The following is a 12,026-nucleotide window of genomic DNA, read 5'->3' on the forward strand; positions in this document are numbered from 1 at the left end:
CCATGCCGCTACTCGAAGTCAACGATCTGCAAGTCGAATTCCGGACGCACGACGCCTCCGTGCGCGCCGTGAACGGCGTGAATTTCACGCTGGAAGAGGGCGAGACGCTCGGCATCGTCGGCGAGTCGGGCTCGGGCAAGAGCCAGAGCGTCCTCGCCATGATGGGGCTGCTCGCATCGAACGGGCGCGCGAGCGGTCGCGCGATGTATCGCGGCGAGAATCTCATCGGCATGCCGCACAAGACGATGAACCGCATTCGCGGCAATCGCCTGTCGATGATCTTCCAGGACCCGATGAGCTCGCTCAATCCGTATCTCACGATCGAGCGGCAAATGACGGAAGTGCTGGAACTGCACAAGAACGTCACGCGACGTGAAGCGAAGAAACGCGCGATTTCGATGCTCGAAGCCGTGCGTATTCCGGAGGCCGCGCATCGCATCGGGCAGTACCCGCACGAGCTGTCTGGCGGCATGCGCCAGCGCGTGATGATCGCAATGGCGCTCTTGTGCGAGCCCGAAGTGCTCTTCGCCGACGAGCCGACCACCGCGCTCGATGTCACCGTGCAGGCGCAGATTCTCCAACTGCTGCGCAATCTGCAACGCGACTTCGGCACGTCGATCGTCTTGATCACGCACGACCTCGGCGTGGTCGCCGGCTTGTGCGAAAAAGTGATGGTGATGTACGGCGGCCGCGTGATGGAACAGTGCGATGCGAACACGCTGTTCGCGAAGCCTTCGCATCCATACACCGTCGGTCTGTTGCGCGCGTTGCCGCGTCTGGATCATGACGGCGGCGAACTGACCGGCATTCCCGGCAATCCGCCGAACATGGCGCATCCGCCGGCGGGCTGTCCATTCCACGAACGCTGCGCCGATGCCAGCGACGAATGCGCCATCGATGCGCCCGCGCTGAAGGCCATCGGATCGGGCTGGCTGCGGGCGTGCCATCGTCCGGTTCACATGATCAAGAAGGAAGCGAGCCATGTCTGACGCGACGATTCTCTCCGTGCGCGACATGCGCGTGCATTTCCAGGTGAAGTCGAAGAACCGTCTGCCGTGGGCGGCGCGCCGCACGCTGAAGGCCGTCGACGGCGTGAGCTTCGACCTTAAAGCAGGCGAGACGCTTGGCGTCGTCGGCGAATCGGGCTGCGGCAAGTCCACGTTGTCGCGCGCGATCCTGAACCTCATTCCCGCGACGGGCGGCGATATCGTGTGGATGGGATCGCCGCTGTCGGGCGCTTCGGCGCGCGAATGGCATCGCGTGCGCGGCGACGTGCAGATGATCTTTCAGGACCCGCTCGCATCGCTCGATCCGCGCATGACGATCGGGCAGATCATCGCGGAGCCGCTCGTCGAGCATCGGCCCGGCATGAGCAAGCGGGAAATCGACGACCGCGTGCGCGCGATGATGGCGAAAGTCGGCCTGCGCGAGCAGATGATCAACCGCTATCCGCACGAGTTTTCGGGCGGGCAGTGTCAGCGTATCGGCATTGCGCGGGCGTTGATCGTCGAGCCGAAGCTGGTTATTTGCGATGAGCCGGTGTCCGCGCTTGATGTTTCGATTCAGGCGCAGATCGTCAATCTGCTGAAGTCGCTGCAAACGGAGATGAAGCTGGCGCTCATCTTCATCGCGCACGATCTGGCCGTGGTGCGTCACATTTCCGACCGCGTGATGGTGATGTATCTCGGTCGCGTGATGGAACTGGCGGACAAGCACGCGCTTTATGACACGCCGCGTCATCCGTACACGCGCGCGCTGCTGTCGGCGGTGCCGGTGCCCGATCCCGCAGTCGAACGCGCGAAGACCGTGCAGATTCTGTCGGGCGACATTCCAAGTCCGATCGATCCGCCTTCGGGCTGCGTCTTCCATACGCGCTGTCCGATGGCCGACGCCCGTTGCGCACGCGAAGTGCCTGCATTGCGCACGCTTGGCGCGGGCTCGTCGGCGGCGTGCCTGTTTGCGTGACGCAACGTTCAACGGTTTTAAGAAAACGACGATATTCGAGGTGACTGCATACCCGGCATAAAAGAGCGTTAAGGCGTTTCGCATTCTTCGGCAGCACTTTCCCGAACGAACCGTTCGTGCCGATCCCTGGTGATCGACGGCACGCTCCATTTCATGGAACCGTTCGTAATCCTATTTAGTGGTAGTCCGCAGGTCGAGTCAGTTGGAGATACTTTTCATGAAAAAACAAAAAACGTCAGCCGCATTATCCATTTTGCTTTTCGGCGCTTATATCGCCGCAGCCGCTCCGGTCCACGCGCAACAGGCGCCGGTGCAGACCGCGCAAGCACAGCAGCCATCCGCCGACGATAATCTGCTCACGCGCCAGAAAGAGATGGTGCCCGATTCGCCGCCCAACACGGAAGCCGATGCGCCCGTGAGCAGTCAGGCGAAAGCGAAGGGTTTTATCGAGGATTCGCATTTGAATCTGCTGTTCCGCTCGTTCACGGAGCATGACGAATTCAAGGGCGCGGGCAAAAAGGATGCGTGGGTGCTCGGCGCGCAGGCGGTATTCGAATCGGGCTATACGAAGGGATTGATCGGGCTGGGCGGCGACGTGTCGCTCTTCGGCGCGTTCAAGCTTAACGGCGGGCAGGGTGCGGGCAATCGCGTGCATGTGTCGTCGAGCGGCGACCCGAGTGGCGCGAATCAGCTCGCATGGGCCTATCCCGGCGTGTGGGACGTGAAGGCGCGCGTGTCGAATACGGTGCTGAAATACGGTCAGCAGCTCTTCGATAACCCGTTCCTCGTGCCGCACGACAACCGCGCATTGCCGCCGACGTATCGCGGCTTCTCGCTCGCGAGCGACGAGATCAAGAATCTGACGCTGAAGGCAGGCACGGTCGATGGTGTCATCGCCCGTGGCATGACCACCGTCACCGGCCTCACGACGGAATACGGCGGCACGCACGTGTCGCAGTTCACCTACTTCGGGGGCGACTGGACGCGCGGCGACGATACGGCCGTGACGCTCTACGGCAGCGTCGCGAACAACGTGTGGCAACAGTACTACCTGACGGCGACGCAGAGCATCGGCGATCCGAAGAGCATCCGCTGGACGGGATCGTTGAACTACTACTACACCGGCGCGATCGGCGACAAGCGTCAGGGCGCGATCAACAACAACGCGTATTCGCTCGCGCTTGCCGGCACGCACGGCGCGCACACCGTGCAGTTCGCGTTCCAGCAGATCGTCAGCGATCAGACGTTCGACTACATGGGTCAGTCGGCGGGCGACTATCTCTCGAATTCGCTCGACGTCGACTACAACCAGCCGCATGAAAAATCCGTGAGCCTGTCCTATTCGCTCAACATGAAGGAGTACGGCGTTCCTGGTCTCAAAGTCTCGTTGTGGGGCGCATACGGCTGGGGCGCCGATGGCAGCGCGATGGCGAATGGCGGCAGCGCCCAGGCAGCAAACTATCTGGTGAACGGCAAGCCGATCAGCGGCACGCACTACGAAATCGGCATCATCCCGGGCTACACGGTGCCGGACGGCAAGTTCAAGAACACGTCGGTCAAGTTCTACTACATGCACCATCACAGCAACAGCGCGTACTATCCGGACGGCACGAGCAACGTGTATCGCCTGATGGTGAACGTGCCTGTCAACGTCTTCTAAACGGCGGCAGACGCCGCAGGCGTAAACCCTACAAAGATATCCGTTTACATTACGTTGAACTTTCAATTATAAAGAGAGGGCGTGCTGCGGATTGCCATGTCTCGCCCACGCTCGTCGCCCGGCAGGTCTCCCTCTGCCGGGCTTTTTTTCGTCTGCGCAATCCGCGCGCACTGCAGCTTTCATGCGCTTACGAAGGCTGCAATTCTTAGTGAAAACCCCGTCATTTCTTTCGCTTGACTTACTTGATATATCACATACTGTGTATATGCGACGCAGCATGAAATTGCGTCGCAGGAGGCGCCGTTCGGCGTCCGCATACACAAGGCAGATTTGCCAAGGAGACAGGCATGGGAATGAGCCAGATGGACCGCGAAGACAACGCGTCGCGCCTCGCGTCGCCGTGGGTGCAGTTGGTTTTCGGCGTGATTTGCATGGCGATGATCGCGAACATGCAGTATGGCTGGACGCTCTTCGTCAATCCGATCGACGAGAAGTATCACTGGGGCCGCGCGGCTATTCAGGTGGCGTTCACGATCTTCGTCGTGACCGAGACATGGCTCGTGCCCGTCGAAGGCTATCTCGTCGACAAATACGGGCCGCGTCCCGTCGTGGTCGGCGGCGGCCTGCTATGTGCGATTGCCTGGGCGATCAACTCGGTGGCGTCGTCGCTGCCGCTGCTGTACTTCGCGGCCGCTGTCGGCGGCGTGGGCGCGGGCGCGGTCTACGGCACGTGCGTCGGCAATGCGCTCAAGTGGTTTCCGGCGCGGCGCGGACTGGCCGCGGGCATCACGGCGGCGGGCTTCGGCATGGGGTCCGCTGCGACCGTCGTGCCGATCGCCCACATGATCAAGTCGAGCGGCTACGAAGCGACGTTCCTGTGGTTCGGTCTCGGTCAGGGACTTGTCGTGTTCCTGCTCGGCATGGCGCTCTATGCGCCGCCCGCGCAATTGCTCGCGAACGTGAAGAACACGGTCAAGGCCGCCGTCTACAACGCGAGTCCGAAGCAGGTGCTGCAGTCGCCGATCTTCTGGGTCATGTACCTGATGTTCGTGATGATGGCCGCCGGCGGCCTGATGGCGACCGCGCAGCTCGGACCGATCGCCAAGGACTTCGGCCTGCACGATTCGCCCGTCTCGATACTCGGCCTGACCTTGCCCGCGCTGACCTTCGCGCTCACGATCGACCGCGTGCTCAACGGCCTGACGCGGCCGTTCTTCGGCTGGGTATCGGATCGTATCGGACGGGAGAACACGATGTTCGTCGCGTTCGCGATCGAAGCGGTGGGCATCGTCGCGTTGTCGAAATATGGGCATAACCCGGTGGCGTTCGTCGTGCTGACGGGCATCGTGTTCTTCGCGTGGGGCGAAATCTACAGTCTCTTCCCGGCCACATGCGGCGATACCTTCGGTCCGAAATTCGCCGCGACTAATGCGGGCCTGCTCTACACGGCGAAGGGCACGGCGGCGTTGCTCGTGCCGTTCTCCAGCGTCATCACGACGATGACCGGAAGCTGGCATGCCGTGTTCATGCTCGCGGCAGGGATGGCGGCGATATCGGCGCTGCTCGCGCTCTTCGTGCTCAAGCCGATGCGTAATGCGCACTCGCAGAAGCACGCGCGCGCCGCGTCGCTTGACATGTCGTACACGCCAGTGAAGGAGTGACGCAGGCAGGGCGGGCGACCCGGCGTGTCGCCCGTTTCCGGTTTTCGAACTGACGCTTTGCGGATGCGCGTTTTCCTGTGTCGCCGGTGGGTGGTCTCCTCGCTCCTTATCCCGTCATTCGTTCCCGTGGACATAGTGTCCTCGTGCACGACGCGTGGACCAACCCCGCAGGCGCGGGTAGGGCGCGATTATTCAGGAGATGGCGCAAGCGAGCCCCGCATCGGGAGGGGCCGCCACTCAGAAACGCGTGCCGACGCTGCAGCCGCCGAAACCACCGCCGTTGGTGGCAAAGCCGGCGCATCCGAAAATGCCGCAGCCGGAAAGGGCGAGGGACGCGACGATGAGCGCCGTTGCGGCGCAAAGAAAACGAAGGTGCTTCATGGTGACATCGGAATCGGGAAAGGCGGATGCGATTCTCGCTGAAGCGGCGCACGCCGATGTCAAAAAACGTCGCGGTCTCAGCCCGGCTTGCCGTCCTCGCGTGGCCTGACAAGCGGCGCCGCATAAGCCGCGACATACAGCGCGAACGCGAGCACCCAGCAGATACCCGCGGCGAGAATCCACGTCGAAAGCCAGGAAAATGCGACGAGCGGACCGAGCACGCGCAGCGCGCCCGCCGCCATGACGAGCGCGTAGCACGCGACATCGCGTTTGTCCGCGACGAGCGGCCGCCCCGTATGCCCGCGCGCGGTGCGCGTGATCATCGCGATGATCGCGCCGCCGATGGCGCCCGCCGCGAACGCATGCATCGCGAGGCTGTGCGGCACGCGCATCCATCCGGTGGACGCGAGCGCAAGCAGCGCGAAGCCGAGCGGCAACCATGCATAGGCGAGATGCAGGATTGCGAGAATGGGCCGTCCGCGCACGGAATAAGAGCGCCAGCCGATCATCCGCGCGAGATGCGCGCCGCAGGCCAGACAAGCGAGCGTCGCGACGAACGCGCGATCGAGCGCGAAGGCATCCGCGAAGAACGCGGCGAGCGTAAGCGGCGCGACGCTCAGTTCGACGAAACGCCAGCGCCGCGCGACGAAGCCGGGCATGGCGTTGGCGGTGAACATCGGAATGACGCGTCCGCCGATCACGCTGACCAGCAACACGACGATGCCCGCCGATGCGTACACGGCGCGCATCGCGAGATCGGGGCGCGCGTCGATCGCGAAGCCGTGGAAGGCTGCGTTCAGCGCGCCGAACGCGAGCAGCACGACCGCGATGAAGTAATTGCGCCGGTTGCCTGCCTTGACGAGCACGCGCAACAGCAGCGTCGCCGCGACGGGCAGGAACGCGCTATCGACGATCGCGGCCGGCAGCACGGGTCCGCTCCACACGAGCACGCGCCCGGCGAGCCACAACAGCACGAGCGACGCGAGCGCCGCGCCGTTGGCCGTGTCGCGCCCGGTCCACGCGCGCACGGCGGTCAGCAGAAAGCCGACGATGATCGCCGCCGCAAACCCGAACACCATCTCGTGCGCGTGCCAGCCGATCGGATCCGCTCGCGGCAGATAGCCGCCGGACAACGGCACGCCGGAGAGCACGAGCAGCCACACCGTCAGCGCGAGCGCGCCGAATGCCGCGCCGCACACATAAAACGGCCGGAAGCCGAGATCGAAGAGCGCAAAACGCGGCCGATGCTCCGGTGAGCGCCTTTGCGGCGTCGCGACGAAAACGGTGTCGGGCTCTGCGATCTTCATGATGTCCTCGGGATCAGTGTGGAATCGGCTGCTTGACCGGGTCGTTGTCGCCGACGATCGCGAACACGAGCAGCTTCGCCGGCTTCGTCGCGCTCGCATTCTTCGACACGATGTGATGTGCGCCCGGCGGCTCGTACCACGATTCGCCGGGGCCATACGTCTTCGCGCTCGCGCCTTCGAGTTGCGATGTCACATGGCCTTCCAGCACATAAGCGAAGATCGACCCCGGATGCATATGCGCCTCCGACGCCTGTCCCGGCTTGTACGAGACGGTCGCCATCAGCACGTTCTTGCCGGGCGCCTCGGGCACGGGCTGCTTCATCACCGGCGCGACGGCTTCCGCGCCTTGTGTGTCGTGCGCGCCGGCGTTCGCCGCGCCGAACATCAGCGCGGCAGCCAGCACGAAAATGTCGCGCTTCTTCATGTCGATGTCCTCACGCCGGCAGCTTGCGGAACGCGATCGCGAAGCGGTTCCAGCTGTTGATCGCGGACACGAGCAGCGTCAGGTCCACGATTTCCTCGTCGCTGAAATGCGGCTTCACGGCTTCCCACACGGCATCGGGCACATGGTCTTGCGACACCAGCGTCAATGCTTCGGTCCACTCGAGCGCGGCGCGTTCGCGGTCAGTGAAGAACGGCGTTTCGCGCCACACGACGACCGTCGCGAGACGCCGGTCCGTTTCGCCGCCCTTGCGCGCATCGGACGTGTGCATGTCGACGCAGAATGCACAGCCGTTGATCTGCGACGCGCGCAGCCGCACCAGCTCGGTGAGCGACTTTTCGAGCGCCGACTTGGCGATGCGCTCTTCGACGCCGACGAGCGCCTTGATTGCTGCGGGACTGGCTTTGTAGAAGTCGAGACGGGGTTCCATTGCAGTATCCTCTTTGCCTGGGTTCGGAAGGTGCGCCAGATCGGCGCGGCAAGAGTAGATTAGGCGTCGTAGTGGCTTTTTGAAATGACCGGTTTTATGGAAATTCGGGTGACCACTAAAGTGATCTTCCGGTGAGGTAAAGCGCAAAAAAACCCGCGGCAACACGCGCCGCGGGCCGAGAGGCGCAGTGTCACGCGCGCAATCAGTCGAGCGCCGCGGCCGGGCCGAAAAACTCGTAGCGGCTCTGTGCTTCGGGCACGCCGAGCGTCTTCAGATGCTTCTTCACCGCCTTCATGAACGCCTTCGGTCCGAGGAAGTAAGCGTCGACGTCGCGGTTCTTCGGCAGCCACGTGTCGAGCAGTTTTTCATCGACGAAACCGATGCCATGCGCTTCGTGATCGCCGTCGCGCTGGTGCTCGTAGCAATAGAAGCGCTCGAGCTGCGGATGGCGCGCCGCCAGTTCCTCGATTGCCGCACGGAACGCGTGCACGCCGCCGTGCCGCGCCGAATGGATGAAGTGCACCGGGCGTTTCGTTTCGAGCGCGGCTTGCAGCATCGCGAGCGTCGGCGTGATGCCGACACCGCCGCTGATCAGCACGAGCGGCTTGTCGCTGGCTTCGAGCTTGAAGTCGCCGGCGGGCGGATACAGATCGAGCACGTCGTTTTCGTGAACGGCTTCATGCAGGAAATTCGACACCTTGCCGTTCGCCTCGCGCTTCACGCTGATGCGATAGTCGCGGCCATTCGGCGCGGCGGACAGCGAGTAGTTGCGGCGCAGTTCCTCGCCGTCGATGAACACGCGCAAACCGATGTACTGCCCCGGATGAAAGTCGAGCAGCGCGCCGCCGTCTTCCGGCGCGAGATAGAAAGACGTGATCTCGTCGCTTTCCCGGACCTTGCGCGCGACGACGAAACGCCGCGTGCCGCGCCATCCGCCCGGCGCCTTTTCGCGCTCGCTGTACATGCCTTCCTCGAGTCCGATCAGCAGATCGGCCAGTTGGCCATAGGCGGCGGCCCACGCGTCGATGACGGCGTCGGTGGCGATCTCCTCGCCGAGCACTTCCCGGATCGATTGCAACAGGCACGTTCCGACGATCGGATAATGCTCAGGCTGAATGTTCAGCGCGACATGCTTGTTGATGATCTGCCCGACGAGGCCACCGAGCTTTTCCAGTTCATCGATATGCCGCGCGTACATCAGCACGCCGTTGGCGAGCGCACGCTGCTGCGCGCCGCTTGCCTGATGCGCCTGATTGAACATCGGGCGCACTTCGGGATACTCGGTGAGCATCTTGTTATAGAAGTGCGTGGTGAGCGCCTCGCCGCCGCTTTCCAGAAGCGGGACGGTTGCCTTGACGATGGCACGGTGTTCTGCTGACAGCATTCTTCGGTTCCTCGCGTGTTGAAGGCGAAAGCGGGGCGCTTTCGCGTGGAAATTCTTCGTCACTATCCAATACACGATCCGTGCCAGAGTAGAATCATCGATAAATCAATCGCTTAATACTTACTATGGTCGATTCGACTCTAGTCAAAAAGACTGCAGATGTAGTCGCAATGACTTCGCGCGTGCTGCTCGATGCGCTCGTACCGCTGATCGAAGACCTGTCGAGCGAGATGCCGGACACCGAGCGCTACCGGCGTCTGCTGCATACATCGCGCGCGCTGTTTCCGAGCGATGCCACCGCGCTCTTGCGGCTCGATGGCGAAACGCTCGTGCCGCTCGCCATCGACGGCCTGTCGGGCGATACGCTCGGCCGGCGCTTTCGCGTGAGCGAGCATCCGCGATTCGCGCGCATTCTCGCGCGCGAGGAACCGACGCGTTTCGCCGCCAGCTCCGATCTCCCCGATCCCTACGACGGGCTCGTCAAGGGCGTGAGCGGTCATCTGGAAGTGCACGATTGCCTCGGCTGCCCGCTCGTCATCAACGGGCGCGCGTGGGGCCTGCTGACGCTCGACGCGCTCGATCCCGCGCGCTTCGACGGCATCGACATGGCGTCGCTGCAGGCGTTTCTCAGTCTCGCGGCAGCGACCGTGAGCGTCGCTGAACGCATCGACAGGCTCGCGAGAACGGGCGAAGCGGAGCGCCAGCGCGCGGAGGTGTATCGGCAGGCGAGCGGGCCGCGCCGCCGCGAGATGATCGGCAGCAGCGCGCCGCATAACCGTCTGCAGGAAGAGATCGCGATCGTCGCATCGAGTGATCTGACCGTGCTCGTCACCGGCGAGACGGGCGTCGGCAAGGAACTCGTCGCGAGCGAGATTCACGCGCTGTCGCCGCGCGCCGACAAACCGCTCGTCAGCCTGAATTGCGCGGCGCTGCCCGATACGCTCGTCGAAAGCGAACTCTTCGGGCACGTGCGGGGCGCGTTTTCGGGGGCATCGTCGGACCGGCGCGGCAAGTTCGAACTCGCCGACGGCGGCACGCTCTTTCTCGACGAGGTCGGCGAACTGCCGCTGCCGGTGCAGGCGAAGCTGCTGCGCGTGTTGCAGAACGGCCAGTTGCAGCGGATCGGCTCGGACAGCGAGCACAAGGTCGACGTGCGGCTCATCGCCGCGACCAATCGCGATCTCGCCGAGGAAGTGCGCGAAGGGCGCTTTCGCGCGGACTTTTATCATCGGCTGTCGGTGTATCCGCTCGTCGTGCCGCCGCTGCGCGAGCGCGGACGCGATGTATTGCTGCTCGCGGGCTACTTTCTCGAAGAGAACCGCTCGCGTCTCGGTCTGCTGAGCCTGCGTCTTTCCGCCGATGCGCAAGCCGCGCTGCTCGCGTATCGCTGGCCCGGCAATGTGCGCGAGCTGGAGCATCTGATCGGACGCAGCGCGTTGAAGGCGCTCGCGGCACATCGGGAACGACCGCGCATCCTCACGCTCACCGCCGCCGATCTCACGCTTTCGGGCGACGGCGGATTGCCCGCTGCCAGCGCGACGCCCGTGGAAGGCTCGACGCCGCCCACGCCGGGCGCCGACTTCCGCGACGCGGTGACGGCCTACGAGCGCACGCTCATCCTCGACGCGCTCAAGCGTCACGAGCAGAACTGGGCGTCGGCGGCGCGCGAGCTCGGTCTGGATCGCGCGAATCTGAACCGGCTCGCGAAGCGCCTCGGGCTCAAGTGATCGGCGTGGTGCGTATCTCGAAATGATGGACAGGGCGGCTCAAAGCGACTATCTACATTCGATAGAGGCGCGAGTGACATCGTTGCGTATCTCAAAAAGATGCGGTTTATTGTTCAAACGCAAAAAACGCTCAGCGATGTCATGCGCATCGATGCGACAGATTGAGACAATCTCGGAGTTGGGAAAAACGGGCGATCTCTTCTAAGATCGGAAAAGCCAGGCGCAACCCATCTGCAGCAAGAACATCGCAGTGCTTTGAAGAAGCGTGCCGGACGAGCAGCATCCGTCCGGCAAATCGAACACGGCAAATCGACAACGGGGGTTACGTGCGAAACGTGGCAAAGCTCGGCACTTTCTTTTGGTCCGCGCTCTTCGCGTTTTTCAGCATCGGAGCGTTCGCGGCCGACAACGCGCCGCTCGAGCGCGCGCCCGACACGATGCAGGCCCGCGTGATGGGCTGCGCCACGTGCCACGGCTCGCAAGGCCAGGGCACCGACAACGATTACTTTCCGCGCCTGTCCGGCAAACCCGCCGGCTATCTGTACAACCAGCTTCTCGCGTTTCGCGACGGCCGGCGCAAATATCCGCCGATGAACTACCTGCTCGCGTATCTGCCCGACGCGTATCTGAAGCAGATCGCGGAGTACTTCGCGAGCGAACATCCGCCGTTCCCGCCGCCATCGCCCGTCACCGCGGATGCGAATACGCTCGATCTCGGCAAGACGCTCGTCACGAAGGGCAATGCATCGCGCAACGTGCCGGCCTGCGTGAGCTGCCACGGCGCGTCGATGACCGGCATGGAGCCGGCGATTCCCGGTCTCCTCGGCCTGCATGCCGACTACCTCAGCGCGCAGCTCGGCGCATGGCGTTACGGCACGCGCTCGACCGTCGCGCCCGATTGCATGGGGCAGGTCGCGAAGCTGCTGTCCGACCGCGACATCACCGCGATCGCGGCCTATCTCGCGTCGCTGCCCGCGCCGGCCAATCCGTCGCCGGTCGCCGCAGGTTCGCTGAAGATGCCGCTCGCGTGCGGCAGCGTCCACAACTAACCGAGGACCCGACGTGCTCC

General features: G+C 63.6%; 10 protein-coding genes. 6 read left to right on the forward strand and 4 right to left on the reverse strand.

From position 1 onward, the window contains the following. Positions 1-2: 2 nt before the first annotated feature. The 4 genes from AWB76_RS19320 (at position 3) to oxlT (ending at position 5,286) form a co-directional block, all read left to right on the forward strand. Positions 3-989: an ABC transporter ATP-binding protein gene (locus AWB76_RS19320; protein ID WP_061161756.1), complete on the forward strand. Its 987-nt coding sequence runs from the start codon at positions 3-5 to the stop codon at positions 987-989. Then, positions 982-1,965 (forward strand): murein tripeptide/oligopeptide ABC transporter ATP binding protein OppF, encoded by a 984-nt coding sequence (gene oppF / locus AWB76_RS19325; RefSeq protein WP_061161757.1) that lies wholly within the window; start codon positions 982-984, stop codon positions 1,963-1,965. The genes AWB76_RS19320 and oppF overlap by 8 nt, the downstream gene beginning before the upstream one ends. 217 nt (positions 1,966-2,182) lie before the next feature. Continuing rightward, the gene (locus AWB76_RS19330; RefSeq protein ID WP_061161925.1) at positions 2,183-3,625 is read left to right on the forward strand and encodes an OprD family outer membrane porin; all 1,443 of its coding nucleotides are present in this window, start codon (positions 2,183-2,185) and stop codon (positions 3,623-3,625) included. 347 nt (positions 3,626-3,972) lie between these two features. Further along, a complete protein-coding gene (gene oxlT, locus AWB76_RS19335) occupies positions 3,973-5,286 on the forward strand; it encodes an oxalate/formate MFS antiporter (protein ID WP_096031330.1) in 1,314 nt (437 codons plus the stop codon). Positions 5,287-5,744: 458 nt separating this feature from the next. Here oxlT and AWB76_RS19340 read toward each other — a convergent pair whose 3' ends face one another. The 4 genes from AWB76_RS19340 to hmpA all read right to left on the reverse strand — a co-directional run bounded on the left by AWB76_RS19340 (position 5,745) and on the right by hmpA (position 9,230). Then, positions 5,745-6,974, reverse strand: coding sequence for an NnrS family protein (locus tag AWB76_RS19340; protein WP_061161759.1), 1,230 nt, complete (start codon positions 6,972-6,974; stop codon positions 5,745-5,747). A gap of 13 nt (positions 6,975-6,987) precedes the next feature. Beyond that, positions 6,988-7,398 (reverse strand): cupin domain-containing protein, encoded by a 411-nt coding sequence (locus AWB76_RS19345; protein ID WP_061161760.1) that lies wholly within the window; start codon positions 7,396-7,398, stop codon positions 6,988-6,990. A gap of 10 nt (positions 7,399-7,408) precedes the next feature. Beyond that, entirely contained in the window at positions 7,409-7,846 is a 438-nt protein-coding gene (locus AWB76_RS19350; RefSeq protein WP_061161761.1) for a carboxymuconolactone decarboxylase family protein, read from the reverse strand. 202 nt (positions 7,847-8,048) lie between these two features. After that, a complete protein-coding gene (gene hmpA / locus AWB76_RS19355; RefSeq protein WP_061161762.1) occupies positions 8,049-9,230 on the reverse strand; it encodes an NO-inducible flavohemoprotein in 1,182 nt (393 codons plus the stop codon). Between the two features lie 125 nt (positions 9,231-9,355). Here hmpA and norR point away from each other — a divergent pair, with 125 nt between their 5' ends. Next, positions 9,356-10,957 (forward strand): nitric oxide reductase transcriptional regulator NorR, encoded by a 1,602-nt coding sequence (norR, locus tag AWB76_RS19360; protein ID WP_061161763.1) that lies wholly within the window; start codon positions 9,356-9,358, stop codon positions 10,955-10,957. Between the two features lie 386 nt (positions 10,958-11,343). Then, a complete protein-coding gene (locus tag AWB76_RS19365) occupies positions 11,344-12,006 on the forward strand; it encodes a c-type cytochrome (RefSeq protein ID WP_061161926.1) in 663 nt (220 codons plus the stop codon). Positions 12,007-12,026 lie beyond the last annotated feature (20 nt).

It is taken from the genome of Caballeronia temeraria (assembly GCF_001544795.2).
Lineage (GTDB): Bacteria > Pseudomonadota > Gammaproteobacteria > Burkholderiales > Burkholderiaceae > Caballeronia > Caballeronia temeraria.

Bases quoted from the DNA above. Each gene is read 5' to 3' on its own strand.
- AWB76_RS19320 (WP_061161756.1), top strand. From the start codon at position 3: ATGCCGCTACTCGAAGTCAACGATCTGCAAGTCGAATTCCGGACGCAC.
- oppF (WP_061161757.1), top strand. From the start codon at position 982: ATGTCTGACGCGACGATTCTCTCCGTGCGCGACATGCGCGTGCATTTC.
- AWB76_RS19330 (WP_061161925.1), top strand. From the start codon at position 2,183: ATGAAAAAACAAAAAACGTCAGCCGCATTATCCATTTTGCTTTTCGGC.
- oxlT (WP_096031330.1), top strand. From the start codon at position 3,973: ATGGGAATGAGCCAGATGGACCGCGAAGACAACGCGTCGCGCCTCGCG.
- AWB76_RS19340 (WP_061161759.1), bottom strand. From the start codon at position 6,974: ATGAAGATCGCAGAGCCCGACACCGTTTTCGTCGCGACGCCGCAAAGG.
- AWB76_RS19345 (WP_061161760.1), bottom strand. From the start codon at position 7,398: ATGAAGAAGCGCGACATTTTCGTGCTGGCTGCCGCGCTGATGTTCGGC.
- AWB76_RS19350 (WP_061161761.1), bottom strand. From the start codon at position 7,846: ATGGAACCCCGTCTCGACTTCTACAAAGCCAGTCCCGCAGCAATCAAG.
- hmpA (WP_061161762.1), bottom strand. From the start codon at position 9,230: ATGCTGTCAGCAGAACACCGTGCCATCGTCAAGGCAACCGTCCCGCTT.
- norR (WP_061161763.1), top strand. From the start codon at position 9,356: ATGGTCGATTCGACTCTAGTCAAAAAGACTGCAGATGTAGTCGCAATG.